Annotated in this window: 1 protein-coding gene; it reads right to left on the bottom strand. The window is 69.2% G+C overall.

Annotated elements, in window-relative coordinates; all coding sequences use genetic code 11:
• Nucleotides 1-70: 70 nt before the first annotated feature.
• Nucleotides 71-831: UDP-N-acetylglucosamine 2-epimerase (gene neuC / locus AC1DRF_RS30335; RefSeq protein ID WP_477742610.1), on the bottom strand; the 761-nt coding region annotated here is incomplete at its 5' end.

The following is an 831-nucleotide window of genomic DNA, read 5'->3' as shown; positions in this document are numbered from 1 at the left end:
CCCTTGTCCAGCACGCGCACGGCCGACTCGATGGTGTCGTCGGGTGCGACGAGGACCTGTTGCCAATCCTTCATCGCTTGTCTCCATGCACGGGCGCGCAGTCGAGGTCGCGGAACCGCTTGCGCGCCAGGCCCTCCAGCGGATGCGTCGCGAGCACGCGCACGATGCGTTCGGCGGCGCCACCGTCGCCGTAGGGATTGCGCGTGTCTTGCAGGCTTGCGCGGAACGCCGGGTCGTAGACCGTGCGCAGAGCGCCCTCGATGGCGTCGCGTGTGGGCTCGCAATGCACCACGCTGCTCGCGCGCGGTCGCCCGGCCTGGCGGTCGCCGATGTCGATGGTCGCCACGCCCAGGCTCGGCGCTTCGGCGACGCCGCTCGACGAATTTCCGACCACCGCGTCGACCTGGCGGGCGCAGGACAGGTAACGCAACTGCCCGAGCGACGCGACGGCACGGGCATTCGAATGCGCGGCGACGAAGGGGGCGATGCGATCGGCGATCGCGCGATTGCCGGCATCGGCGTTCGGCAGCGTGAAGATCAGGCGCGTGTCCTGCAGCGGCGCGAGTGCATCGAGCAATGCATCGAGTTGCGAAAGCGACGCCTCGGCCTCGAGCGTCACCGGATGGAAGGTCACCAACAGATTGCGATCCAGCAGCGGGAAGCCGAGGCTCGCTTCGAGATCCGCGCGCGACAGCAGCGGCAGGCGCTTGATCGCATCGGCGCCAAGGCCACCGACGAGGAACACGCGATCCGGCGCTTCGCCCAGTTGCAGCACGCGCGCGTGCGCATCGTCGGTCGCGACGCAATGCAGGTGCGAGAGCTTCGTCACCG

Source organism: Priestia sp. P5_B4 (assembly GCF_056400385.1).
Note: the sequence above shows the minus strand (reverse complement) of the source record. Positions and strands in the feature narration are given on the sequence as shown.